Genomic DNA, 21,894 nt, shown 5'->3' on the forward strand with positions numbered 1-21,894 from the left:
TGCACGCTTGTCTATCGGCAAAATGGAAATATTCCAATCTGGCTGTACTGCTGGCAACAAGACTTGGTGAGCGCAGGGATTTTCTCGGTTTCAGGCAAAAGCCGGTATCACGAGGCTTGCATTCCTGATGCAATAACGCTATCAGGCGCGTCATCCCTCCGGCACATCCCGATGGCCGGCCCAGGGATCGGGAAGTCCCTTCCCTGCCGCTTTAGCTCAGTTGGTAGAGCACATCATTCGTAATGATGGGGTCCTCGGTTCGATTCCGGGAAGCGGCACCACAACTTCAGCAATGCAGCGGACAAGCATCTCTCCTACGGAATGCAGGCTCATTATAGTGCCACCAAGATTTTATGCTTGCGGCATGGATGCACCATAACTGATGGCAACGGCCTGCCTTGCAAATGTAGTGGATGTAAGATTTACCAGAGAAGCGGCAAATCTGCATGCGTCCCGACAGACGGCTAAACCCCATGATCGCCAATGGCAGCGGTTAACGACGCTCTTCCGACCCGAACGCACCTCATCGCCATAGTCAAAGCTAGTTTGCTATCCTCCCATCGGGTAGGTGAGTGGCTGTGCGTTGGCGTGTTGGATTAAGCCTATTAACACAGAACGTACTACGAATAGCCTTAGCATATCGGCTCATTATTTTTAGAGTTGCACTTATATATTTGATATGATTTCTTCCAAAGAAAAATTAGACTCTGTGGAAAATAAAAATCATGATATTTACAATAACGATGATTATTCTTCGTGTATTGTTAATTTCTTTTCTGTGGATAGCGACCGCACATGCGGCGCTTATCTATGAATCACAAACAACGCCAAATGGCACAAAATACATTCTTGTGAGCGGCGAATTTGAGTATTCAGACGATTTGAGTGCGTTCAACGCGATGATCCGCTCCCACAATCCATTAGTCATTACCTTCAATTCAGCTGGCGGCAACCTGTTCAAGGCCATGGAATTGGGAAGATTAATCAGAGCGCACAAACTGAACACCCTTCAGGTGCGTGGAATGGAATGCGCATCTGCCTGTTCATTGGCCTTTATCGGGGGCGTCTCGCGTTTGGCCACGCCAGGTTCAATCGGAGTCCACAAATCTTCGTTCAGCACTTCTGATGGAATGAGTGTGGACGATGCCGTTTCCCAAGTTCAGCAAGTTACGGCAGATGTAATCACCTACATGATCGAAATGGGAGTAGATCCAGGTCTGCTTCAACTCTCCCTCAAATATAATAGTAACGACATTCGGTATCTGTCCGGGAGCGAAATGGCGCTATTTAAGGTCGTGACTGCTACTCTAACTGATACACCATCTGCTCAGACAGCATCTCCTACTACTAACAATACCCCTGCACAGCAGACCACATCTCTTGCGAGCAATCGTTTCGCAATCCCTGAGGCGAAGACAGGGCGCGTTAGGCATCCAAAAGGTCAAGCACCTATCAAAGCACAGCCGGATGGGAAATCTATGACGATTGCAGACCTCGTGAACGGCACTCCAGTAACAATTCAAGGGGGGCATGAACGTTGGTACGAAGTAATCACTTCAACTGGCGTGCGTGGCTTCATGCATCATACGTGGGTCTGGGTACAGCAATACGATGGCGGCGGCTTCAGTGAGCGCAGAATACAAATCAAGAGCTTTAACAATTTCGAGGATGCCGAGAGTTTTGTGAAGAGCTCTCCGTTGAAAACGTCAGCTTATCTCGTCACAAATGGATGGTTTGCCGTGACGCTGAATGATACTTTTAATGAAACAGATGGGAAACGATTGGTTCGAGCCCTGAAGGATGCTCATCACATACCCGATGATGCTTTTCTGACGTTTCCAAACACCTATGTCCGTAAGGTCTGCTGCAACTAGGACATGACTGACAAATATCAGCATTCCTTAACAGAAGGAGACGCACCAGCAGATCTGACATTCGCTTAAAATCAAGATGTCGCAGCATTGTGGTGATTAAGTTTAGGGAGATGCTGTCCAATTCGTAATGATGGGGTACCCGGTTCGATTCCGGGAAGCGGCACCATTTCCTTTGATACAATCGCAGCGCCAGCACATCAGCATGCGGATGTGGTGGGCCATTTCGAATGGCGACCTCACGGCTACGCCAAATGCCTCCTAACTGCCTTCCGCACTCGGTGCCAATAGGTCTGCTCCGCGCCGTCGCTTCGATCCCAAGCATACTGATGACGCGTGAATGCCTCGCCTTCTGGATCGGCGTAGCTGGCAATAATATCACCTGCTATGCGGTCGATCTCAGCTTCTGGTATCATTCTTGGCTTGATAGCGTCTATCCAAACAACCCAAAGAACGAGGCCAATGAAAATCACAACCTGACTGCCGCAGAAGATCAGCAGAAACAAAGCTATGCCTTGGAAAATCATATCCAACATTTGCAATCCTCGCCCATACGACGGCATGTAGATTATAGTCAACAGACTGAAAGCGAAAGCACTTTTGTGGACTATAATCCGTTGGACTATTGTCTACAGCATGATCAATCCGCAGAATGGAAAACGTTCGCGGAATTCTGGCGCGGAATGTCAGGCTTGGCAGACAACAGCTGCATCTTTCTCAGGAAGAGCTCGCAGCCCAAGCAAATATTGACCGCACCTATATCTCAGGCATCGAGCGGGAAACGCGAAATCCAACCGTTACGATTGTCGCCAAGATCGCGGCGGTTCTTGGAACCACGGCGGCGGCGCTGCTTACCAATCAATCAAAAACAACAGAATTCTAGCCTTGCAGGACATCAGTCTCGCCCCGCATAGGCACCCGCCAGCGTACAAGGCAGCCGATGCCGGGTATTGGCGGCAAAGCACGCCGCCTCGCAGGCCGTCTGCGCTGGCTATTTCGTCAGCTTGGCGATCTGCGTGCTGATGATGGCAATGAACAATCCGGGGTCGCCAAAAGCCCGCGCGGAGAGCATGGCCCCATGAACCGAGGCCATCAGCATCTGTGCCTCCTCCTCGGGCCGCCCGTTCAACCGGAACAGGCCCTGCTGCGCTCCGGCGCTCAGCACCGACGCAAGCCATGCCGCGAGGCTTTGGAAATGCGCGCGGACGCGTGATGCAACCTCATCAGGCAGCATCTGCATCTCGCCAGCCAGCATCGCGCAGACGCAGAAGGGCTGCGCGGCGTCGCGAATGCACGTGTCCCAGTAGTTCAGATAGAACTGCAACTGTTCGGCAGGGCTCGCAACCTGCGCGCGCAGCGCTTGCAGACCGGTTTCGGCCTGCTGCCTGTAACGGTCCACCAGTACGGCAACCAGTTCAGCTTTCGTCGGAAAGTGATGGTGGATGCTCGCCTTGCGGATGCCGATCGCAGCCGAGATATCGGCATAGCTGAAGCCGTTGTAGCCCCCCGCGACGATGAGAGACTGCGCGATATCAAGAATCTTTTCCGAAGTCGAAGCCATTGATTTCATAGCGCTGCCTACCTTCTGGTAGGCTGAATGTCAAGACGGCGCATGGCTCCCGCTTCTCACAATGAGGTGTTCGGGCACCGGGTTGACTCGCACACATAACCTTCCTACTGGTAGGTAGATAACCACAAGGAATCTGCCAATGCAAAGCCAATCTTCAACTCCGTCCAGCTGGCTGCGAACCTATTATTTCGCACGCGCCATCTTCTCCGTCGCATGGGTTGCCGCCGCCATTCTCTTCAGCGCCCAACCCGCTCTCGCCATGCTTCTGCTCGTCATCTACCCGGCATGGGACGCCCTCGCCAATCTGGTTGATGCAAGGGTCAATGGCGGGCTCAAAGCCAACCCGTCCCAAGCATTGAATGTCGCCGTCAGCACCCTAACGACGCTCGCCGTCATCGCGGCACTCAGCAGCAGCATGTATGCCGTTCTGGCGGCGTTTGGCGTCTGGGCGATCTTTTCAGGCCTGCTGCAGCTGAACACGGGAATAAAGCGCTGGCGTTCTTATGGCGCGCAATGGCCGATGATCCTGAGCGGTGCGCAATCGGCGCTCGCCGGCGGCTTCATGATCAGCCGATCCATCGGCACTGTTGCGCCGACAATACGGGACATTGCGCCCTATGCGGCGTTCGGCGCGTTCTATTTCCTGCTTTCCGCAATCTGGCTTGCCGTCACGGCCTATCGCAAGGCAGCCGCCTAGGCGTTATCGCGCCCTAATCGCGATCCGGCGCGGCGGTGAACACCGCCAGCTGGGCAGCGAAGGCGCGCTGGTAGGCGGGCCGCGCCTCGCCGCGCGCGACATAGGCGGCAAGGTTAGGGTACTGCGCCACTATGCCCGATGCCCGCAGCCGGATGAGCACGTGCACCATCATCAGGTCCCCGGCGCTGAACGCGCCGTCGAGCCACTCGCCCTCACCCAGCCGGGCGGACAGTTCGCCGAGCCGGTCGCGGATGCGCCCGTCGACAAGAGGCATGCGCTCCGCGCGCCAGTTCCTGTCCCCTTCCGCAAACAGGGCAACCTGACGCTCGAGGATCGGCGGCTCCACCGTGGCGACAGCGGCAAACATCCAGGCGATGGCGCGCGCCCGCGCATTGCCGTCATCCGGCAGGAGGCCGGGATGGCGCCCGGCGATATGCAGGACGATGGCGCCGGATTCGAACAGCGCGAGCCCGTCTTCCTCAAAGGTCGGAATCTGCCCGAACGGCTGCAGCGCCAGATGCGCGGGCTCCTTCATCGCCGCGAACGAAACAAGTCTGGTTGTGTAGGGCGCGCCCACTTCCTCCAGCGCCCAGCGCACGCGCATGTCGCGCGCCAGGCCCTGGCCCTTGTCGGGCGAGCGTTCAAAGGCGGTAATGGTTATGGTCATGGCGGTCCTCCATCGCTTCTGCGTCCTGAAGACGATTGGCTATAAGGGATTCCGACATTGCTTGGCCAGGATAGCCTCGCCGGGCTGGATCAGGGGCGCTATCCTCACGGGACGAGGCAGCTGTGGGGATCGTGTTCTTTTCCGAACCTGTACATGTCCCGGTACGAAGCGGGATACCATGCCGACATCAGCCCTTTGACGCCGAAGGACTTCAGGGTTTTGGGCGATGGCGCCCATATGGGCTTGTTGGGCGCATAGCAGCCCGGCTCAAGGTCCTTGCGGATGCGCTTGGCCGGGTTCCAGTAAATAAGCATCTTGTTCACGCCGGTTCTCTTAAGCATGGCGTTCTGCCAATCAAGAAGATCCCGCCACTTCGCCAGTATTCTTCGCTGATCCTGCCGTGTTGCGTTGCTGAAAAAGGCTGCACCAGCCGCTGTTTTGAACAGCTTGTCCCTGGTTTCGGGCGGACCGCCGTGGAAACCGACAAAAGAGTGGCGCTTGATCACCTTGCGCTCCAGTGGAAGGAAGAAATAATACGCACATCCCGATGCACAGATGCGGTCAACGATAATGGCCGGCTGAACGCGTTCCAGCATCTGGCCGATGTTTTTCGCGGCAAACATCTCACCGCCGCTTGAGCGAACGATGAGATAGCGAATGTCGCGTGTCAGATTTGTCCGGAACAGCCGCTCGGTTTCAGCATTGATCTGACCGTAGTAGCAGAGGATATCCCCATTCCGGCTCATTTTGGGCCGCATCATTTCCTGCTTGAAGCCGCAATCGAAATCCATCGCCGCCTGAAGCGAATGCGGCGGTTGCGGCGCAGCGCGGGCGACGGAAGAGACCACGGCGCACAACAACAGGAGCAAAGCCGCAATGCTTCGCGCGCTGCTGCCCGTTAATCCGGACAAACGTGCGCTACCACGTATGCGTATAACTCGCCGAACCTGTCACACTGGAATGACCGTGATTGTCCGTGGTGCCTGATACACCGATGCTCAGACTGTTGTGCGTCGGGCTTTCGTTGCCAGGCTTGCCGTTTGTCTGACCTTTGGCGTGTGCCGGACTGCTGCTGGTGTGCCCCTTGCCCGAAGAGGCGCCCTTGCTGCTACCGCTACTACCGCTTTTGCCGTTGCCGCTTTTGCCACTGCCGCCCTTACCGCTGTTGCCACCACCGCCAGTCACGTAATCCAACTCGTATTCCATCAGTTCGCGCATAATCCGTTCCTCTCATGGTTCAGGCAGCGCACATTCAGCAACGCCAGATTCAAAGGGTAGGCGCAAAAACGGAATTGGGAAATACGTATGGCTACCAATGCGAACACGACGAAAATAACGCGTGTCCGCTGCCCCATTGCAAGGCTCGTTCGTCGAAAGTCCAATTTCCCGCCGTGCTGTTTCAGCCTACAACAGGACTTCTGACATGCTGATACCGGAAGCTTTGAACAGACAATTCATCGGCAAATGATTGCTCGCCAATTGCCGAACCAGCCCTTATAAGGGGCGCAGTGCGGTTTGTTGGGGATAAAGTTCCGCGTGCCTCGATATTGCCACGTTACACAATAACCTCGCGCGCAATGGAAGCGTGACGTACGGGACCTGATGACGCGATCAAACGCAAAAAGCAGAATCGAACAGGCAATCGACGATAATTTTGGCGCCATCCGCCAGATATCGCGCATTGTCCGCTTTTCGCTTTTCACCCATGCGCGCTTTCTCTCGGCCATTCTGGTGGCGGTGATTGCCTCTGCCGCCATGTTTGCGGGCGTTCTCGCCGTCATGAACCGGCGTCCACCCGTGGCCATAGCCGCCATTGCCGCACCGCTGCGAACACGGCCTGAAGCTGCGCCGAAAGGCGACCGCCTGCCTCCGCCCGCCATCGTGCAGGCGGCGCCGGTGGCCAAGGTGCTGGAAAGCCAGGCTGATGGTTCGACGGAAAAATTCGCCTATCGCCAGGTCAAGATCGGTGCGACCAGGCAGGTGCCCGCGCGGGTCAGCGCGGGGCATGCCGCTGCATTCGCCCAGCGGTTTCCGCCCGCCAGCAGCGATCCGTTCCAGTCCATCCTGACGGAGAAATCCGCAAAAACCGTGACAAAAGCCATGCCCGTTGCCCTGGCGAGCCTGGGTGAGGAGCGCATTCTGGTGCGCGGCACGCCGATCAATGTCAGCACCGCCAAGGTGCAACCGGCTCCTGCCGTCGAGCAGGTGGTCGCCCTGCCCGCCCAGGGCATCGATATCGGCAGCCTGCTCGCTGCGGCCAACATGACCGACGAGGACCGGGCGGCGCTGCAGAGTGCACTGACGGCCAGCAGCAGCGCCTCGCCGGAGCGCATCGAGCTTCTCCTGGAAAAGGCGCCGCGCAAGGATGCGCCGGAGCGGCTGCTGATGGCGCGGCTTTTCCGGCATGACAGCCCGCCATCCGATCTGGCGCGCGACGATGGCGGCGTCCTGCGGCGTGTCAGCAACCCGCGGCAGTTCGAGCGCCTCGCGCATGAAGCCCATATCGCCAGCACGGACGTGGCCAGCACCGATACGCGCAGGGATGACCGGGCGCAGGCGGCCGAAAAGGAATTTCCTGCCGCCATGCAGCAGCTGGAAAAGCTGAATGTTCCGGCCCACATGGCGGGACAAATTCTGCAGCTTGCCAAGGAAAACGGCATCAAGCTGACCGATGCGGCCCTGCTCGACCAATCCGTCGAACTGGTGTTCCGCACCAATGAACAGGGCGAATCCGAACCCGTTGCCGTAACCTTCAACATGAAGGACAAGACCAAGCGGTTTTATCATTACCGTGCAGCGCCCGGCAACAAGGCGGAGTTCTTCGACGAGGACGGCCAGTCTGCCTCCAAGACCCTGATGAAAAATCCGGTGCCCAACGGGCGGCTCGGCGATGGCTTTGCCTGGCGCACCCATCCGATTTTGAAGGTGCGCAAGCATCACAATGGCGTGGACTACGCCGCGCCCTTCGGCTCGCCCATTCTTGCGGCGGGCGATGGCGAGGTGGTGCTGATTTCATCGGAATCCGGCTATGGCAAATATGTCCGCATCAAGCATGATGGCGGCTTCTTCACCACCTATTCGCATATTTCGCGAACCCCGCCATCGCTGAAGGTCGGCCAGCGCGTCAGCCAGGGACAGGTCATTGCCTATATCGGCTCCACCGGCCTCTCCACAGGGCCGCATCTCTATTATGAACTGCGCATCGGCGATAAATATTACGACCCGACCGCAACGCCGCTGCCTGCCGGAACCGATCTTGAAGGCGCAAGATTGACGGATTTCCGCAAGCAGATCAGCCACGTGGAAAACATCGAGAACTATATCGGCGCGCGCATCGCCACCGCGTTTGCCCCGCCCGATGATGGCCGGGTGCACACGGCCATCCATTAGATTTTTTGCAGGAGCAACCGGCGAACGCCGATCAGTGGCCGCCCGCTTCGCTGTCGAGATGTGCCATCTGTGCGGCGGCATAGCGTTCTCCGGCAGCAGCCCCTTTCGGCACGGCCTGCTCGATGCGGTCAAGATCATCCCTGGACAAGTGTACATCCAGCGCGCCCAGTGCTTCGCTCAGGCGATCCCGGCGGCGGGCACCGACGACGGGAATGATGTCATCGCCCTGTGCGGCGACCCAGGCAATGGCGATCTGTGCCACCGTGACGCCCCGGGCTTCGGCAATGCCCTGCAAGGCATCGACCAGACGCAGGTTCTTGTCGACATTCTCGCCCTGAAAGCGCGGGCTGTGGGCGCGGAAATCGGCGGGACCCGCAGCGTCCTTGCGCCAGTGCCCGCTGATCAGGCCACGCGACAGCACGCCATAGGCGGTGATGCCGATGCCCAGTTCCCGGCAGGTGCCGAGAATATGCTCCTCGATACCGCGCGAAATCAGTGAATACTCGATCTGCAGATCGGCAATCGGATGGACCGCGGCGGCGCGGCGGATGGTTTCGGGACCGACTTCCGACAGGCCGATATGCCTGATAAATCCGGCCTTCACCATCTCCGCGATGGCGCCGATGGTTTCCTCGATCGGCACGTTCGGATCAAGGCGCGCCGGACGATAGACATCGATATAATCCACACCGAGCCTCTGCAGGGAATAGGCGAGCGAGGTTTTCACCGCCGCAGGCCGTCCGTCAAAGCCGATCCAGCCGGCGGCAGGATCGCGCTGCGCCCCGAATTTGACGCTGAGGATCGCCTGATCGCGCTTTGTGCCTTTAAGGGCCTCGCTGATGAGCAGCTCATTGTGGCCCATGCCGTAGAAATCGCCGGTATCCAGCAGGTTGATGCCCGCTTCCAGCGCGGCATGAATGGTCGCAATACTCTCGGCGCGGTCGGCGGGCCCATACATGCCGGACATGCCCATGCAGCCGAGGCCCAATGCCGAGACCTGCGGGCCGGTTGTACCCAATGGACGAATTTGCATCTTGTCGAACTCCTTTTGCCACCGCACTTCCTGCGGCAGGTTGGCTCTTTATAAACCAGCGCTATTTGTGCGATAATCCGCCATACTGTGTACGGGCTGTACGGAAAACCGAACAATGAACGATCCCAATCTCAGCGATCTCGATGCGCTTGTATCCGTGGCGCGAGCCCGCAGCTTTCGCGGTGCCGCCAAGCTGCGCGGTGTTTCGGCTTCGTCGCTCAGCGACGCCATCCGGCGGCTGGAGGAGCGTGTCGGCGTGCGCCTGCTCAACCGCACCACCCGCAGCGTTACGCCCACGGAGGCCGGGACACGGCTGCTCGAACGGCTGACGCCGGCACTCGGTGAGATCACCGGCGCGCTCGACGCGCTCAACAGTTTTCGCGACAGCCCGACCGGAACGCTGAAGCTGAACGTTCCCACCATCGTTGCCCACTGCATCCTGCCGCCGATCGTCAACCGGTTCCTCGCGGCATATCCGGGCATCAGGCTTGAGGTGACGACCAACGACACCTTCATCGACGTGCTGGCAGCCGGTTTCGATGCGGGTATCCGCTATGATGAAAGTATCGAGCAGGACATGATCGCCGTGCCCATCGGCCCGCGCACCCAGCGTTTCATCTGCGTTGCAGCACCGGCCTATCTGGAAAAGCATGGCGAACCGCAGCACCCGAAGGATCTGCTGCAGCATGCCTGCATACGCCACCGCTTTGCCAGCGGCGCCATCGCACCGTGGGAGTTCGAGCGGAATGGGGAACTGGTGAAGGTCAACCCGACGGGACCATTGATTGCTTCAACCATGGACCTGGAACGCGGCGCAGCGCTGGCGGGACTGGGGATTATCAGTACATTCCAGGAGTTTTTGCAAGACGGTCTTGAAAGCGGTGCCTTCCGGCCCGTTCTGCCCGAATGGTGGCAGAGCTTTTCCGGGCCTTTTCTCTACTATCCGAGCCGCAGGCTCATGCCAGCCCCCTTGCGCGCATTCGTGGATTTCGTCAAATCCGGCGGCGCGAAGCCTTGAACAAGGGATGCCTACTCGTCCTCGTCCTCTTCCTCGTCATCATCGGACTCGATCACATCCCAGATGAAGGCGTTCAGACGTTCTTCGATGCTTTTTCTGGAAGCACCGGCTTTTTCCATCTCGCGTTTGATCTTGACGAACTGCGCCTTGTCTTCGGGCGAGAGGTATTTTGCGGCGTTTTCGAGTGATGACATGGGACTGGACATACGCGGCTCATACCTTTTCGGGCGCGACAATGGAAGGATCATATCACGCCCAGAGCCAGTCCATCCTTAAGAAATTCAGCCAATATGCTGCTCGCGGCCGTGCTCCGCCTTGTCATCGCCCGCCGGGTCAAGCAGGAGCAGCGGTGGATTGCTGTCGCCAAGCGGCATGTGGCTGATGATATGGATCCGGTTTTGCGCATCGCGGCGGACGGAATAGACCAGTTCCCCATCAAGAGCACCGTTCATCTGCCTGCCTGCAAGCCGGAACCGCAGCGTCAGCGCCACCAGCCCCAGCACGAAGGCGGGCGGAACGATCAGCCACAGCACCTTCAGCCAATCGGAGAGCGATTGGTATGTGTCAAAAAAATCCTGCCAGAAATTGTAGGTATCCATATCGATGGCTCAAAAATTCAACGTTAATTGTGACTTATAGTATACATATCGCAAACGCATTGACCAGCACTTTTCGCCTATTGTTACTCATAGTGTGTAGACTTAAAAGCTACATGCACGGCCACATGCCGCCATGGACTCAAGGCAGATCGTTGGCAGAAATGTGAGAAGAATCCGGGAAGAGATGGGCCTATCTCAGGAGCAGCTTGCCTTTGAGACAGAGTTGCACCGGACCTATATCAGCGGTGTCGAAAGAGGCGTCAGAAATCCGACGGTTCTGGTGATCGACCGTTTGGCAAAGGCACTTGGTGTGCCGCCCCATCTGCTTTTGATGCAGGGTAGTATCTAGCTTAAACTGCAGCGATTACTGAATGGCTGGCATTCCCGGCTCTGTGTGGTTCGACAGGCTCAGATTGCAGTGCGCAAAACCATCTCCGGCGCCACCCCCACGAGCTGCGTATAGCGCTCGGGGTCCGTCGCCCCCTCGGTGTTGACGATGAGCACGCGTGAACCGGCATCAAGACGGATGGCTTGGCGCATGTCATGATCTTCAGCGACAGCGAGCAGGCCCGCCAAACCGGCGCCGCCGCTTTCCCCCGCAACGACAGCTATATCCGTTCCAAGCGGCCGGGCCAGGCGGTTCATCGCCGCGACGGCCCCTTCCTCTTCAACGGTCATGAACGCATCGGCGGCGCGGGAGAGGATACGCCAGGCCACGGGTGACGGCTCGTAGCATTCGAGCATCGCCATGACGGTGGCTTCGCCGTGGGCGATCTTGACCACCTCGCCCGCCTGCGCGCTGGCAAAAATGCAGGCGGCGCGGGCCGGTTCGACCACGATGAAGGCCGGACGTTCTTTTCCAAGCACAAGCGCCAGATATGCTGCAAGCGCAGCGGCGACACCGCCCACGCCCGCCTGCACGAAGACATGGGTTGGCGCTTGCGGCAATGCACGCAAGGCTTCACGGATGATGGCCGTATAACCCTGCATCACCAGCCCCGGAATGCGTTCATAGCCTGGCCAGGAAGTGTCGGACACGATAGTCCAGCCATTGGCCGCGCACACCCGCGCCGACTCGCGGATGGAATCGTCATAGGTGCCGTCGACGCGGATCATCTCGGCGCCGTAGCGGGCAATGGCCGCCACCCGCTCGTCGCTCACCCCGGCATGCACGAAGATCGCCGACTGCGCGCCCACAAGCCGGGCACCGGCAGCAACGGACTTGCCGTGATTGCCATCGGTCGCACAACCGAAGGTCATGCCGCTGGCAATGGCGCGGACGGGCGGCGTGTGGAGTTCCGCAACATCCACGGGGCGTCCCAATTGCCGCTCCGCTTCCTCAAGCACGAGCCGGATCACGGCGTAGGAACCGCCCAGCGCCTTGAAGCTGCCGAGACCGAGGCGCGTGCCCTCATCCTTGACGTGGAGCGTGGCAATGCCGAGACCGGCGGCCAGCGCCGGCAATGCATGCAGAGGCGTCGGCGCGTGGTTGTTCCGATGGGACAGATACCGTTCCACTTCCGCCGCAGCGCCGACACCAAGCGTCTCCGCGTCGCGCGGATCAAGCGGCCCGTTGTGGCCGGTATGCCGGTTGAGGATCAACATTGCTCTTTCACTCCTGCTGTTTGCGCATTTATAATGCGTTAGAAGCGAGAAAAATGCTCTTATTGGGCGCGTGCCGCGCAAGTTTGTTGCATAAAGGGGATGTTTCATGACCAAACCACTGCCGACAGCGCCAGCCGATCTCGATCATTTCGATCTTGCGATCCTCGACATTCTGCAAAAGGACAATGCGACGCCGCAACGGGTCATCGGTGAAGCGGTCCACCTTTCCGCCCCAGCGGTGCAGCGCCGCATCAAGCGCATGGAGGAAAGCGGCGTGATAGAGGCCAATGTCGCCGTCCTCGACCCCGCCAGGCTCGGGCAGCCCATCACGATCCTTGTCGAAGTGGAGGTGGAAAGCGAGCGCATCGATCTGATCGATGCAGCGAAAAGGAGCTTTGCCGCCGCGCCGGAGGTGCAGCAATGCTACTATGTCACCGGTGAGGCCGATTTCATGCTCGTGATCATCGTGGCCAGCATGGCCGCCTATGAAGGCCTGACCCGGCGGCTGTTCTTTGCCAACCACAATGTCAAACGCTTCCGCACGGTTGTGGTAATGGACAGGGTCAAGACCAGCCTCGCCATCCCCCTGACCTGATCTTTACCCGGGCTTCCGATCCCGGCGCGCGAGGCCGCGCGCCGGATTGGTGCTGCTTACACGCTCCGGGTCAAACCCGGCGGGCGGCACTGCGCCGCAACCGTGCCATCAGGTTGAGCCACGGCATGCCGTGGAAAATGCTCATCAGCACATACATGAGGGTCATGCCGCTGAAGGGCGATGTATTCGGCATCGCCGAGCAGATCATGCCGGCGTCGCCGGAGAGGGCTGTGACGAGCGCCATGACGGCGAATGTCGGTGCTGCGGCGAGACGCAGCCAGCCGGCTAGGCCGGGATCGGATGCGCTGCCGGAGTCCGGGCCGAACATCACCGTTCAACCCTGGCCGTACTTGTCGTGATGACGCCACCAGACACCGGTCTCGTTACGCCCGAACGGGGCACGATCCAGCCATTGATACATGCCCCAGATGCCATCGAGGCCGCGCGCATAGCTGGAATAGGTGTGGTAGACGACGCCCTTATCGAGCACGAAAGCGCTCAGTCCCGGCCGGTCACGGGTGAAGGTGGCCGCATCGGTGCCTGTCATGGCCGCCATGAGATCGACCGGCCCTTCTTCACCGCGCGGCTGCCGTTCCGGAGCTGTCTTGTCCGATGGCGGCTGCGGTGCGGCTGCCTCCCGGCGGAAATTGTATTCTATGCCGCCGTTGCGCTGTTGCTCCTCGGTGAACAGGACGCTGAAATCCTGGTTAAAATCACTGTTGAACGACGAAGCCCAGGGGAAATTCCAGCCCATGCGCTGCTTGAAACCCTGCAGTTTGGCAAGCGGTGCACGCGATATCGCCGAGAAGGCGACATCATGATTTTCCAGATGGACGGTGATGCCGTTGAAACCGTCGGCGATCGCCGAGCAGGACGGGCAGCCGGCCGTATAATCCGGTCCGAACATGAAGTGGTAGACGAGAAGCTGCGAACGGCCCTTGAACAGATCCGCCAGCGAGGCGCTTCCAGCGTCGGTATCGAAGCGGTATTCCTTGTCGATACGAACCCAGGGCAGTTCCTGGCGCCGCTGTGCCAGCGCATCGCTGCGCCGCGTCAGATCCTTCTCCTCCTTGAGCAGGCCGATCCGCGCAGCCAGCCATTCCTCGCGTGTTCCGGTCACATGTGATGTCATGGTCTTTCTCCTTCGGTTGTCTGCCGTCCGTACGAGCCGGTGCGACATGTTGCTTACCGGTCCTGAGTTTAGGGCCGGATACCGAAAGCATGGGAGTTACAATTGTGACGGGATTTCCCGGACAAACTCAGCCGGATGCCCGGGGGCCTTTTTCCACGACCTCTACGAACCAAGCGGCTTGTCCGGTCCGGGGTCACCGCCGGCTGCCGCCACCACCAGCCTGCGCAGGTAGTGGTTCCAGCCCTTTTCGTGGTTGGCGCGTTCCGTCTCGTCCGGCAGCCCGCTATGGGTGAAACGCACCAGCGTGCCTCCCTCCTTCTCTATAAGGTCGATCTCGACCAGACTCGAACCTGGCGGCACATTTTCGTGCCCTTCCCAGCCAAAACTGTAGGCCAGACGGTGCACTGGAATGACCTCGGTGAACTGGCCGCGAACCGTGTGCGTGTCATTGACGCTAAGGAGATAAATGCCGCCGGGATGCGGCTCGATTGTCGCTTTCGTCCCCATCCAGCGCAGGATCTTGTCGGGATCGGTGAGGAAGGCGAAGACCGTCGCCTGCGGGGCGGCGATCTCGATTTCGTTGCGAAGCGTCTCGGTCATCGGTGATCTCCTCCCAACAGGACGCACACTCACTTCGGCATCGCGCAATGTAAGCCAATCGGGATTTCGCGCAAGAAACAAAAGCGGATGACAGGGGCCTAGCATCGCTGCATGATGGCAGCCATGCAGTTGCCGTCCGCTCTTTCCTTTCTCGTCGACGAAGCGACCGGTATGCCGGATGGCGATGCCTTTCTGACGACGCTCGCCGCCCGGCTCATCGCCGACGGCCTGCCGCTGGCAGGCGGCACGCTTACCCAGGCGGCGCCCCATCCGGTCATTGGACGGCGTACATGGCTGTGGCGCGCCGACACGGGACAGGTGATCGAGGCGCTGGGCCTGGCCGGGCCAGCCGAGTCCCAGGACACTGACCTTGCCAGCAATTGGCTGGCCAGCCTCGGGACGAATACCGTGCAGGAGGATTTCGCCAACGGTGCCGTGCTTGGCTGGGCCGCGCACCGCCCGCTGACCAGCGAACAGTCGGAATTGCTGCGCCAAGCCGCCCGTTTTGCCGCTGCGCCTCTGGCACTGTTGGCCGCGCGCTCAACACTGACCGCACTGCTGACCACCTATCTCGGCCGGCGCAGCGCGACACAGGTCCTGGCTGGGCGTTTGCGGCGCGAGCCCGGCGAGACCATCCGGGCCGCCCTGTTGTTCGCCGATCTTCGCGGCTTCACCGAATTGTCGGAAACAACAGAAGCGAAGGACGTGATTGCCGCACTCGACGCGTGGTTCGACCGGATCGCCGGTGCCGTCCATGCCTTTGGCGGCGAGGTACTGAAATTCATCGGCGATGGCGTTCTGGCGATCTTTCCGGTTGGCGAGCGCGGTGCCGCCAGCGCCTGCGGCGCGGCGCTGCGCGCGGTTGCCGCTGCCCGTACCGGGATGGACCATCTCAACCGTGCTCGCGCCGCGCAGGGCATGCCGCCGCTATCGTTCGGTGCGGCACTGCACCTCGGCGACATGTTGTGGGGCAATATCGGCACGGCTGACCGCCTGGATTTCACCGCCATCGGTCCCGCCGTCAATCTGGTCAGCCGGTTGGAGGGCCTTTGCCGCCCGCTTGGCCACACAGTCTTGCTCTCCGGCGCGTTCGCGGCGGAAACGGCGCAGCCCTTGACGTCACTCGGCAAACATCAGTTGCGCGGCATTGCCGCGCCCTGCGCGGTGTTCACACCGGCACAGTGATGCGCCGCATTTTTGCCGGAGGAGCAGATTGGCTTGTGCAGCTCCTCCGGCAACTGTCTTGTGGTTACAGGGTGGCCATATCGATGACGAAGCGGTAGCGCACGTCGCTCTTGAGCATGCGTTCGTAGGCTTCGTTGATATCTTTGATATCGATGGTCTCGATTTCGGCAACGATGTTGTGCTCGCCGCAGAAATCCAGCATTTCCTGGGTTTCCTTGATCGAGCCGATACCTGAACCCGCAAGGCTCTTGCGCCCGGCGATTACCGAGAAGGCATTGACGGGAACCGGGTGCTCCGGTGCCCCGACGAGGACCATGGTGCCGTCGATCTTGAGCAGGCCGAGATAGGCATTCCAGTCAATCGCCACACCGGCGGTGCAGATGATGACGTCGAAGGTCCCGGCGAGTGTCTTGAACGTTTCGAGATTGCTGGTTGCATAATAATGGCTTGCGCCCAGCTTCAACCCGTCATCCTGTTTCGACAGGGTCTGGCTGAGGACCGTGATCTCCGCCCCCATCGCATGACCCAGCTTGACGCCCATATGGCCAAGCCCGCCCATGCCGACAATGGCGATTTTCTTGCCCGGCCCCGCCTTCCAGTGCCGCAGCGGCGAATAAAGCGTAATGCCGGCGCACAGCAGCGGAGCGGCGGCATCGAGCGGCAGGTTGTCCGGAATGGAAAGGACGTAGCCTTCCTTGACCACGATGGAATCCGAGTAGCCGCCCTGGGTGGGCGTGACACCATCGGCTTCAACGTCATTGTAGGTCAGGACGATGCCCGGCATATACTGCTCGAGATCGGCATCGCGCGCCGCGCATTTCGTGCACGAATTGACGAAACAGCCAACGCCGACGCGGTCGCCCTTCTTGAACTTCGTTACCTTTGCACCGACGGTCGTCACGATACCGGCGACCTCATGACCAGGCACCATGGGAAATTTGGAACCGCCCCATTCGTCGCGCGCCTGATGGATATCGGAGTGGCAGACCCCGCAATATTTGACCGAGATGACGACGTCATCGTCATTGGGTTCCCGCCGTTCGAAGACAAACGGGGTAAGCGGTTTGGAGGCGTCGGTTGCCGCATAGCCTTTAGCAAGAGCCATGGATGATTTCCTTTTGAGATGAGGAGATGTGTGGGGCAACCAGCTATGCCGCAGGACCGGCCCGAAGCAGTAGCGCAATCCTGCAGGCTTGTTGCACAATCCTCCAAATCAGCGGCTCCGAAATCGATGGCTCTTTGATCAAAGACCAGCCTTTGAGATCGAACGACGTCATACCTGCATCAGCGGTGTCCAACGCGGTGTCAGAAAAATGCCGCCACGATCCTTCCGGACATCTCAGCGCATGCCGCGCAGGTCCTGCAGAACGCCTTCCGTGCACTCGAAGCAATCGCCGCCCGGCGGCGTGTTTTCGATCCGGTCGATGACCAGCCTCAGGCCGGCATGGGTTTCAGCCAGTTTTTCCTGCAGGGCTTCAATCTCAGCAAGCTTTTTGCGCAGGCCGGAAAGCATCACATCATGCCCCACGGGTCCCTTGCCCTGCTGCGCAACCAGCGTGCGGATCTCGGCAAGCGAAAACCCCGCCTGCTGAGCAAGAATGACCAATTCCAGCACTTGCTTCGTGCGCGCCGGATACTGCCGGTAGCCGCCAAGGCTGCGGTCGACCGTGCCGATCAGACCCTCCGCCTCGTAAAACCGTATCTTTGACGGTGCCAATCCCGTCTGCTGGGCAAGTTCGCCTATTTTCATGATCCGTCGATTTTTTGCTTGACCTTAAAGTTCACTTTAACGTTAGACCGATGCCAACGTCAACTTTCTGGTCATAAAATGTCACCTTTCGAATCCCTTACCCTCCCCAACGGGAGCATTATTCACAATCGCATTGCCAAAGCGGCAATGGAAGAGAACATGGCCGATGCGGCGCATGGCCCCTCCGCCGCGCTCATGACACTCTACAAGGCTTGGGCGGATGGCGGCGCCGGGTTGATCCTGACCGGCAATGTCATGATCGACCGCCGCGCCATGACAGGCCCCGGCGGAGTCGTGCTGGAGGACGAGCGCAATCTTGCGGCTTTTCGCGCCTGGGCGCGCGTCGGTCAGGCCAATGGGGCGCAGATGTGGCTCCAGCTCAATCACCCCGGGCGGCAGGTCATGAAGAATATGGGCCAGGAAACCCAGGCTCCTTCCGCCGTCGCGCTCGACCTCGGAAAACACTCGAAACTGTTTCCGATGCCGAAGGCCATGACGGAGAGCGGCATCCATGACATCATCCAGCGCTTCGTCAAAGCCGCCAGGATTGCCGAGACAGCCGGATTTGCCGGCGTCCAGATCCATGCGGCCCACGGCTACCTCATCAGCCAGTTCCTGTCGCCTCTGACCAACCGGCGGGATGACAGGTGGGGCGGCTCACTGGAGAACCGGGCACGGCTACTGCTGGAGACGGTGAAAGAGGTACGCGCGGCCGTATCGCCAGGGTTCTCCGTGGCGGTGAAACTGAATTCGGCCGATTTTCAGCGTGGCGGCTTTGATGCCGACGATGCGAAGCGCGTGGTGGAAATGCTGAACGGCCTCGATGTCGATCTCGTCGAACTCTCGGGCGGCAGTTATGAGGCACCGGCCATGCAGGGCAGTGCGCGCGATGGGCGAACGTTGAGCCGCGAGGCATATTTCCTCGAATTCGCCCGGGATATCGCGGCGGTCGCCAGAATGCCTGTGATGGTGACCGGCGGTATCCGCCGGATCGAGGTTGTTCAAAAGGTGCTGGATAGCGGCGTGGCAATGGCAGGTATCGGCACGGCGCTGGCCATTCGCCCCGATCTTCCGGTTGTTTGGCGGCAAGGTGCTGATCCGCGGCCCGAACTGCCGCCGATCCGCTGGAAAAGCAAAGTCCTAGCCTCCCTCGCCAGCATGGCTGTGGTCAAATACCAGCTCCGCCGCCTGAGCGCTGGCCTCACACCGGTTCCCGGCGTCTCTCCGGCATGGGCGCTGGTGATTGCACAATTCAAGTCGGCACGCCTCACCAGGACGTACCGCCGGTGGATGACGTCTTCCGCTGCCGGTCAATGAAAGCGCACAGGCCTTGCCGCCGCGCGCGAGAGCGGGCTTGTCCTATTTGCCGATGAGGCCCTGCGCCGTTTCTGTGGTGTCTGCTGGATTGAGCAGCAGCAGCGGCGCCCTGCCTTCGGCCAGCGGGATATGGCTGATGACATGCAGCTGGTTGTCCGCATCGCGGTGGATGGAATAGACCAGCTCACCGTCAAAACGTCTTTCCACTTTTCTGCTCTCGATGCGGAAACGCAGCGTCAAGGCGACGAGCGCCAGCAGAAAGGCGGGCGGGACGATCAGCCAGAGCGCCTTGATCCAATCGGGCGAGGATTGGAACGTGTCGAGCAGATTTGACCAGAAATTGTAATTGTCCATGTTCACTCCCTTGTCTCGCGAGGAAAGTGGTCACCCGAGGTTTATCCTCTGGTGACCGGGGAGTTAGAAAGCCGCCGCAAGACGACCGCCACGGCCTTTAAGCCGAAGCTCTGGACATACGCCGAGACCTCCCCGGCCATAGGGCTGAGGAGGCATCATTGCGGTTGATGCCAACCGCTTGCGGTGGGGTTTCTAAGCCCCAAGACCGACCCATTTCGACCGGTCTCATTGCGGACCATAATGGGAAAGTGAAGCGGGCGGAAGGGGTTAGGGCACCGGTTTGTATATTGAAGCCTACAAAACCTCCGGCGCGCGGTTCGCCTATTCCGCCGCCTCCGCGACAGCGTCGTCCAACTTCCTGGCTGCAGCGGCCACGGGCAACTGCACAGGCTTCAAAAGCAGGGCCATCAGCAGTCCGAACAAAGCGATGCAGGCCGCCGTCAGGAACAGTGGGGTGAAGGCGGCGGCGTAGCTGTCGGCAAGCATCCGGCGCGTTGCCTCGGGAAGCGCCGCCATCATCTTGGGCGTCAGTTCACCGATATTGCCGACGCCGGGAATGGCACCGGCACCATGCGGCAGGTTGGCCGCAATGATCGCGCCATAGGCTGAAATGGCAATCGAGGCGCCGGCCATGCGGGCCAGCGACACCGAACCGGTCGCGGCGCCGACGTCGCGGCTGCCCGCTGCATTCTGCACGCCGATGATCGGAAGCTGCTGGCCGACGCCGATGCCAGCGCCGTGCATGAGCATCAACAGGCCGATGATAAACACGGGCGTTCCCGCATGCACCTGAGTGAGCAGGCCAAAAGCGATAGCACTGAGCGTGAGACTGGCGACGGAAAGGTATTTGTAGCGGCCGGTGGTCGAGATCAGCCGGCCGGTCAAAAGCGAGCCGCCGACAATGCCGCCGGTCAGAAGAATGAACAGCAGCCCTGCGAGCGACGGGGACAGACCCGTCGTGGTCTGCAGGAAGAAGGCGAAGTAATTGACCATGCCGATGGCGATCGAACCGCTGGCAATCGAAATGATCAGGAACAGGGTGAAGGTCGAATTGCGGAAAAGGGAAAGCGGAATGATGGGCTCGGGCGCGCGGCGCTCGACCAGGATCCATGCCGTGGCGCAAAGGATGGCAAATGCCACAAGCGAAACAGTCTGGGGTGCCAGCAGCGACCCGAACAGCTGGGCGCCATCGGCAGCCAGAACAAGGCTGGTCGTGGTCAGGGCGAGCAGGACCGCGCCGGCATAGTCGATCTTGGGCTTGCGTGCCGGTTTGCGGTAGGGAAGCATGAAGGCCAGTCCGGCGATGACGGCAATACCAATCGGCAGATTGATCAGGAAGATCGAACGCCAGCCGAACAGATCGCTCATCGTGCCGCCAAGCACCGGCCCGATGGCGCCGGACGCCATGAACACAAGGCTGATATAGCTCTGGTAGCGGGCGCGCTCGCGCGGCTCGAACAGATCGGCAGTGACGGAAAAGATCGAGACCATGACGCCGCCGCCGCCCAGCCCCTGCAGCACGCGCGCTGCAATCAGCGTGTTCATGGAAATGGCCAGGCCGCAGACCGCCGAACCCAGCGTGAAGATGGATATAGCGGCGATCATCACATATTTGCGCCCGAACAGGTCGCCCAGCTTGCCATAGACCGGCATCACCGCACTGACGGCAAGCAGATAAGCCGAGCCGATCCAGGCGAAACGCTCAAGCTCGCCGAATTCGCCGACAATGGTCGGCAGCGCCGTCGACACGATCTGGTTGTCGAGCACAGCCATGAACATGGCCGCCATCAGAAGGAAGAAAAGCATCAACCGCTTGCGCGGGTCCGCAACGAGCGGCTCGAACGTGTTGGTCATGTTCATGGAGCGGGGTATCCGGTTTTGATTGGCGCAATTTATGTGCTATTAGCATACATATGTCAATCGCACTTTAATGCCTTTTGCATATTTTAATGCTGATAGGCATCTGTTATGCTGGAATCATGACGGAAACTACGACGACACAAAAAATTGAAACCCCGCAAACCGGGTCGAATGATGATCTGTTGCGCATCGGGCGGGTGATGACCCGCATGCGGCTGATGACCGGCCGGCGGGTGATTGCCCGTCTTGCCATACAGAAGCTGGCGCCCGGCCTTGAACTGACCCATCTCGACGTTCTCGACGCGGTCCGCCGCGGCGAATTCGCCGGCGAGGTGACGGTCGGCGTCATTGCCGACACCCTGCGGATCGACCCCTCGCGCGCCAGCCGTATCGTGGCGGAGATGGTCGCCAAGAATGTATTGCGCCGGAAGGCATCGCAAACCGATGCACGGCGGATCGTCGTGGTCATGACAGCGCTCGGGCAACGCCTGGTCGCCGAACTTCACGCGCTGAAGCAGTCGGTTGTCGAAAGCGTGGTCGCCGACTGGCCTGCCGAAGACATCGCAATCTTCTCCAGACTTTTTGAAAAATATGTCGATGGGTTCGAACAGCTGTTTGCGCGCAGCGCAACAGACCCGGCGGACTAGAGCC

The 21,894-nt window shown here is 59.6% G+C and carries 26 protein-coding genes and 1 tRNA gene; 11 read left to right on the forward strand and 16 right to left on the reverse strand.

Annotated features, from left to right (window positions below; genetic code table 11):
* The first annotated feature begins 205 nt into the window (after positions 1-205).
* Together C5750_RS21435 and C5750_RS21440 are read left to right on the forward strand one after the other, a co-directional pair.
* Positions 206-281, forward strand: a tRNA-Thr gene (locus C5750_RS21435).
* A 444-nt stretch (positions 282-725) separates the two neighbouring features.
* A complete protein-coding gene (locus C5750_RS21440) occupies positions 726-1,874 on the forward strand; it encodes a hypothetical protein (RefSeq protein WP_245421195.1) in 1,149 nt (382 codons plus the stop codon).
* 242 nt (positions 1,875-2,116) lie between these two features.
* Here the strand turns inward: C5750_RS21440 and C5750_RS21445 are convergent, their stop codons facing one another.
* Positions 2,117-2,407 (reverse strand): hypothetical protein, encoded by a 291-nt coding sequence (locus C5750_RS21445; protein WP_105736549.1) that lies wholly within the window; start codon positions 2,405-2,407, stop codon positions 2,117-2,119.
* A gap of 116 nt (positions 2,408-2,523) precedes the next feature.
* On the opposite strand from C5750_RS21445, the gene C5750_RS21450 reads away from it, so the two are divergent.
* A complete protein-coding gene (locus tag C5750_RS21450) occupies positions 2,524-2,754 on the forward strand; it encodes a helix-turn-helix domain-containing protein (protein WP_105736551.1) in 231 nt (76 codons plus the stop codon).
* Between the two features lie 108 nt (positions 2,755-2,862).
* On the opposite strand, the gene C5750_RS21455 is transcribed toward C5750_RS21450, so the two are convergent.
* Positions 2,863-3,441 carry a TetR/AcrR family transcriptional regulator gene (locus tag C5750_RS21455; protein WP_105736553.1) on the reverse strand — a complete coding sequence of 193 codons (579 nt, stop codon included), beginning with the start codon at positions 3,439-3,441 and terminating at the stop codon, positions 2,863-2,865.
* 139 nt (positions 3,442-3,580) lie between these two features.
* Between C5750_RS21455 and C5750_RS21460 the strand changes: the two genes are divergently transcribed.
* The gene (locus tag C5750_RS21460) at positions 3,581-4,138 is read left to right on the forward strand and encodes a DUF308 domain-containing protein (RefSeq protein ID WP_105736555.1); all 558 of its coding nucleotides are present in this window, start codon (positions 3,581-3,583) and stop codon (positions 4,136-4,138) included.
* 13 nt (positions 4,139-4,151) lie between these two features.
* Here C5750_RS21460 and C5750_RS21465 read toward each other — a convergent pair whose 3' ends face one another.
* The 3 genes from C5750_RS21465 to C5750_RS26655 all read right to left on the reverse strand — a co-directional run bounded on the left by C5750_RS21465 (position 4,152) and on the right by C5750_RS26655 (position 6,023).
* Positions 4,152-4,805 (reverse strand): glutathione S-transferase family protein, encoded by a 654-nt coding sequence (locus C5750_RS21465; protein ID WP_105736557.1) that lies wholly within the window; start codon positions 4,803-4,805, stop codon positions 4,152-4,154.
* A 104-nt stretch (positions 4,806-4,909) separates the two neighbouring features.
* A complete protein-coding gene (locus C5750_RS21470) occupies positions 4,910-5,674 on the reverse strand; it encodes a hypothetical protein (RefSeq protein ID WP_105736559.1) in 765 nt (254 codons plus the stop codon).
* 49 nt (positions 5,675-5,723) lie between these two features.
* Entirely contained in the window at positions 5,724-6,023 is a 300-nt protein-coding gene (locus C5750_RS26655; protein WP_158531261.1) for a hypothetical protein, read from the reverse strand.
* A 384-nt stretch (positions 6,024-6,407) separates the two neighbouring features.
* Here C5750_RS26655 and C5750_RS21475 point away from each other — a divergent pair, with 384 nt between their 5' ends.
* Positions 6,408-8,195: a M23 family metallopeptidase gene (locus C5750_RS21475; RefSeq protein WP_105736561.1), complete on the forward strand. Its 1,788-nt coding sequence runs from the start codon at positions 6,408-6,410 to the stop codon at positions 8,193-8,195.
* A gap of 31 nt (positions 8,196-8,226) precedes the next feature.
* On the opposite strand, the gene C5750_RS21480 is transcribed toward C5750_RS21475, so the two are convergent.
* Complete coding sequence (locus tag C5750_RS21480) at positions 8,227-9,228, reverse strand: aldo/keto reductase (protein ID WP_105736563.1); 1,002 nt, start codon at positions 9,226-9,228, stop codon at positions 8,227-8,229.
* Positions 9,229-9,343: 115 nt separating this feature from the next.
* Between C5750_RS21480 and C5750_RS21485 the strand changes: the two genes are divergently transcribed.
* Positions 9,344-10,246, forward strand: a complete 903-nt coding sequence (locus C5750_RS21485) for a LysR family transcriptional regulator (protein ID WP_105736564.1) — start codon at positions 9,344-9,346, stop codon at positions 10,244-10,246.
* Positions 10,247-10,257: 11 nt separating this feature from the next.
* Here the strand turns inward: C5750_RS21485 and C5750_RS21490 are convergent, their stop codons facing one another.
* Both C5750_RS21490 and C5750_RS21495 read right to left on the reverse strand, forming a co-directional pair.
* Entirely contained in the window at positions 10,258-10,452 is a 195-nt protein-coding gene (locus tag C5750_RS21490; protein WP_105736566.1) for a hypothetical protein, read from the reverse strand.
* Positions 10,453-10,527: 75 nt separating this feature from the next.
* Positions 10,528-10,845, reverse strand: a complete 318-nt coding sequence (locus tag C5750_RS21495; protein WP_105736567.1) for a hypothetical protein — start codon at positions 10,843-10,845, stop codon at positions 10,528-10,530.
* Positions 10,846-10,978: 133 nt separating this feature from the next.
* Here C5750_RS21495 and C5750_RS21500 point away from each other — a divergent pair, with 133 nt between their 5' ends.
* The gene (locus C5750_RS21500; RefSeq protein WP_105736569.1) at positions 10,979-11,194 is read left to right on the forward strand and encodes a helix-turn-helix domain-containing protein; all 216 of its coding nucleotides are present in this window, start codon (positions 10,979-10,981) and stop codon (positions 11,192-11,194) included.
* A gap of 59 nt (positions 11,195-11,253) precedes the next feature.
* Here the strand turns inward: C5750_RS21500 and C5750_RS21505 are convergent, their stop codons facing one another.
* Positions 11,254-12,450 (reverse strand): diaminopropionate ammonia-lyase, encoded by a 1,197-nt coding sequence (locus C5750_RS21505; protein WP_105736571.1) that lies wholly within the window; start codon positions 12,448-12,450, stop codon positions 11,254-11,256.
* A gap of 106 nt (positions 12,451-12,556) precedes the next feature.
* On the opposite strand from C5750_RS21505, the gene C5750_RS21510 reads away from it, so the two are divergent.
* A complete protein-coding gene (locus C5750_RS21510; RefSeq protein WP_105736573.1) occupies positions 12,557-13,045 on the forward strand; it encodes an Lrp/AsnC family transcriptional regulator in 489 nt (162 codons plus the stop codon).
* A 70-nt stretch (positions 13,046-13,115) separates the two neighbouring features.
* Here the strand turns inward: C5750_RS21510 and C5750_RS21515 are convergent, their stop codons facing one another.
* The 3 genes from C5750_RS21515 to C5750_RS21525 form a co-directional block, all read right to left on the reverse strand.
* Complete coding sequence (locus C5750_RS21515; protein WP_105736574.1) at positions 13,116-13,373, reverse strand: hypothetical protein; 258 nt, start codon at positions 13,371-13,373, stop codon at positions 13,116-13,118.
* 6 nt (positions 13,374-13,379) lie between these two features.
* Positions 13,380-14,177: a DUF899 domain-containing protein gene (locus C5750_RS21520; RefSeq protein WP_105736576.1), complete on the reverse strand. Its 798-nt coding sequence runs from the start codon at positions 14,175-14,177 to the stop codon at positions 13,380-13,382.
* A gap of 162 nt (positions 14,178-14,339) precedes the next feature.
* Entirely contained in the window at positions 14,340-14,777 is a 438-nt protein-coding gene (locus tag C5750_RS21525; protein WP_105736578.1) for an SRPBCC family protein, read from the reverse strand.
* A 123-nt stretch (positions 14,778-14,900) separates the two neighbouring features.
* On the opposite strand from C5750_RS21525, the gene C5750_RS21530 reads away from it, so the two are divergent.
* Positions 14,901-15,962 (forward strand): adenylate/guanylate cyclase domain-containing protein, encoded by a 1,062-nt coding sequence (locus C5750_RS21530; protein WP_105736778.1) that lies wholly within the window; start codon positions 14,901-14,903, stop codon positions 15,960-15,962.
* A 64-nt stretch (positions 15,963-16,026) separates the two neighbouring features.
* On the opposite strand, the gene C5750_RS21535 is transcribed toward C5750_RS21530, so the two are convergent.
* Complete coding sequence (locus C5750_RS21535; RefSeq protein ID WP_105736580.1) at positions 16,027-17,067, reverse strand: NAD(P)-dependent alcohol dehydrogenase; 1,041 nt, start codon at positions 17,065-17,067, stop codon at positions 16,027-16,029.
* A gap of 234 nt (positions 17,068-17,301) precedes the next feature.
* A complete protein-coding gene (locus C5750_RS21540) occupies positions 17,302-17,712 on the reverse strand; it encodes a MerR family transcriptional regulator (RefSeq protein ID WP_105736582.1) in 411 nt (136 codons plus the stop codon).
* 78 nt (positions 17,713-17,790) lie between these two features.
* Here C5750_RS21540 and C5750_RS21545 point away from each other — a divergent pair, with 78 nt between their 5' ends.
* Positions 17,791-19,029 (forward strand): NADH:flavin oxidoreductase/NADH oxidase family protein, encoded by a 1,239-nt coding sequence (locus C5750_RS21545; protein ID WP_105736584.1) that lies wholly within the window; start codon positions 17,791-17,793, stop codon positions 19,027-19,029.
* A gap of 42 nt (positions 19,030-19,071) precedes the next feature.
* Here the strand turns inward: C5750_RS21545 and C5750_RS21550 are convergent, their stop codons facing one another.
* Both C5750_RS21550 and C5750_RS21555 read right to left on the reverse strand, forming a co-directional pair.
* Positions 19,072-19,383 carry a hypothetical protein gene (locus tag C5750_RS21550; RefSeq protein ID WP_105736586.1) on the reverse strand — a complete coding sequence of 104 codons (312 nt, stop codon included), beginning with the start codon at positions 19,381-19,383 and terminating at the stop codon, positions 19,072-19,074.
* Between the two features lie 321 nt (positions 19,384-19,704).
* Complete coding sequence (locus C5750_RS21555) at positions 19,705-21,243, reverse strand: MDR family MFS transporter (RefSeq protein ID WP_105736588.1); 1,539 nt, start codon at positions 21,241-21,243, stop codon at positions 19,705-19,707.
* Between the two features lie 119 nt (positions 21,244-21,362).
* On the opposite strand from C5750_RS21555, the gene C5750_RS21560 reads away from it, so the two are divergent.
* Positions 21,363-21,890, forward strand: coding sequence for a MarR family winged helix-turn-helix transcriptional regulator (locus C5750_RS21560; protein WP_105736780.1), 528 nt, complete (start codon positions 21,363-21,365; stop codon positions 21,888-21,890).
* The last annotated feature ends 4 nt before the right edge of the window (positions 21,891-21,894 follow it).

Source organism: Phyllobacterium myrsinacearum (assembly GCF_002980555.1).
GTDB lineage: Bacteria > Pseudomonadota > Alphaproteobacteria > Rhizobiales > Rhizobiaceae > Phyllobacterium > Phyllobacterium myrsinacearum.

What these genes read in the sequence shown, in the direction of transcription:
- C5750_RS21550 (WP_105736586.1), bottom strand. Translation starts at nt 19,383, where the DNA reads ATGGACAATTACAATTTCTGGTCAAATCTGCTCGACACGTTCCAATCC.
- C5750_RS21465 (WP_105736557.1), bottom strand. Translation starts at nt 4,805, where the DNA reads ATGACCATAACCATTACCGCCTTTGAACGCTCGCCCGACAAGGGCCAG.
- C5750_RS21450 (WP_105736551.1), top strand. Translation starts at nt 2,524, where the DNA reads ATGGAAAACGTTCGCGGAATTCTGGCGCGGAATGTCAGGCTTGGCAGA.
- C5750_RS21495 (WP_105736567.1), bottom strand. Translation starts at nt 10,845, where the DNA reads ATGGATACCTACAATTTCTGGCAGGATTTTTTTGACACATACCAATCG.
- C5750_RS21485 (WP_105736564.1), top strand. Translation starts at nt 9,344, where the DNA reads ATGAACGATCCCAATCTCAGCGATCTCGATGCGCTTGTATCCGTGGCG.
- C5750_RS21475 (WP_105736561.1), top strand. Translation starts at nt 6,408, where the DNA reads ATGACGCGATCAAACGCAAAAAGCAGAATCGAACAGGCAATCGACGAT.
- C5750_RS21500 (WP_105736569.1), top strand. Translation starts at nt 10,979, where the DNA reads ATGGACTCAAGGCAGATCGTTGGCAGAAATGTGAGAAGAATCCGGGAA.
- C5750_RS21555 (WP_105736588.1), bottom strand. Translation starts at nt 21,243, where the DNA reads ATGAACATGACCAACACGTTCGAGCCGCTCGTTGCGGACCCGCGCAAG.
- C5750_RS21525 (WP_105736578.1), bottom strand. Translation starts at nt 14,777, where the DNA reads ATGACCGAGACGCTTCGCAACGAAATCGAGATCGCCGCCCCGCAGGCG.
- C5750_RS21515 (WP_105736574.1), bottom strand. Translation starts at nt 13,373, where the DNA reads ATGTTCGGCCCGGACTCCGGCAGCGCATCCGATCCCGGCCTAGCCGGC.
- C5750_RS26655 (WP_158531261.1), bottom strand. Translation starts at nt 6,023, where the DNA reads ATGCGCGAACTGATGGAATACGAGTTGGATTACGTGACTGGCGGTGGT.
- C5750_RS21480 (WP_105736563.1), bottom strand. Translation starts at nt 9,228, where the DNA reads ATGCAAATTCGTCCATTGGGTACAACCGGCCCGCAGGTCTCGGCATTG.
- C5750_RS21505 (WP_105736571.1), bottom strand. Translation starts at nt 12,450, where the DNA reads ATGTTGATCCTCAACCGGCATACCGGCCACAACGGGCCGCTTGATCCG.
- C5750_RS21460 (WP_105736555.1), top strand. Translation starts at nt 3,581, where the DNA reads ATGCAAAGCCAATCTTCAACTCCGTCCAGCTGGCTGCGAACCTATTAT.
- C5750_RS21520 (WP_105736576.1), bottom strand. Translation starts at nt 14,177, where the DNA reads ATGACATCACATGTGACCGGAACACGCGAGGAATGGCTGGCTGCGCGG.
- C5750_RS21455 (WP_105736553.1), bottom strand. Translation starts at nt 3,441, where the DNA reads ATGAAATCAATGGCTTCGACTTCGGAAAAGATTCTTGATATCGCGCAG.
- C5750_RS21530 (WP_105736778.1), top strand. Translation starts at nt 14,901, where the DNA reads ATGCAGTTGCCGTCCGCTCTTTCCTTTCTCGTCGACGAAGCGACCGGT.
- C5750_RS21490 (WP_105736566.1), bottom strand. Translation starts at nt 10,452, where the DNA reads ATGTCCAGTCCCATGTCATCACTCGAAAACGCCGCAAAATACCTCTCG.
- C5750_RS21535 (WP_105736580.1), bottom strand. Translation starts at nt 17,067, where the DNA reads ATGGCTCTTGCTAAAGGCTATGCGGCAACCGACGCCTCCAAACCGCTT.
- C5750_RS21510 (WP_105736573.1), top strand. Translation starts at nt 12,557, where the DNA reads ATGACCAAACCACTGCCGACAGCGCCAGCCGATCTCGATCATTTCGAT.
- C5750_RS21445 (WP_105736549.1), bottom strand. Translation starts at nt 2,407, where the DNA reads ATGTTGGATATGATTTTCCAAGGCATAGCTTTGTTTCTGCTGATCTTC.
- C5750_RS21540 (WP_105736582.1), bottom strand. Translation starts at nt 17,712, where the DNA reads ATGAAAATAGGCGAACTTGCCCAGCAGACGGGATTGGCACCGTCAAAG.
- C5750_RS21545 (WP_105736584.1), top strand. Translation starts at nt 17,791, where the DNA reads ATGTCACCTTTCGAATCCCTTACCCTCCCCAACGGGAGCATTATTCAC.
- C5750_RS21440 (WP_245421195.1), top strand. Translation starts at nt 726, where the DNA reads ATGATATTTACAATAACGATGATTATTCTTCGTGTATTGTTAATTTCT.
- C5750_RS21560 (WP_105736780.1), top strand. Translation starts at nt 21,363, where the DNA reads ATGACGGAAACTACGACGACACAAAAAATTGAAACCCCGCAAACCGGG.